Raw genomic sequence first — 261 nt, 5'->3', positions numbered from 1 at the left:
TACCGTTCGCCATGATTTGGACGTCATCACCAATGGTCACCGACAACGGAGTCATTAATGAATCATCACCATCTGAGTCCACCGCATAAACTGGTAAGTCGAAGGTCAGCTCGTTACTATCTAAGCCATCGGCATGGTCTAACGCCTCAAGCAACGTGAAGGTGTATTCACCCAACGTGGTACCTGAGAAGCTTAAGCTGAAGACAGGAACGTCCGTTCCAGCGTCATCAATAAAGCCGACATAGATGCCTGAGTCTGCTG

General features: G+C 49.0%; 1 protein-coding gene. It reads right to left on the bottom strand.

The window, feature by feature from the left end; genetic code table 11:
- The coding region (locus tag AB4371_RS21430; protein ID WP_372150635.1) for a hypothetical protein at nucleotides 1-261 on the bottom strand (261 nt) is incomplete at both ends.

Origin of the sequence: Vibrio sp. 10N.261.51.A3, from assembly GCF_041471965.1 — a bacterium.
GTDB lineage: Bacteria > Pseudomonadota > Gammaproteobacteria > Enterobacterales > Vibrionaceae > Vibrio > Vibrio crassostreae_C.
The sequence above is the reverse complement of the archived record's forward strand: the minus strand, read 5'-3'. Positions and strand labels throughout refer to the sequence as shown.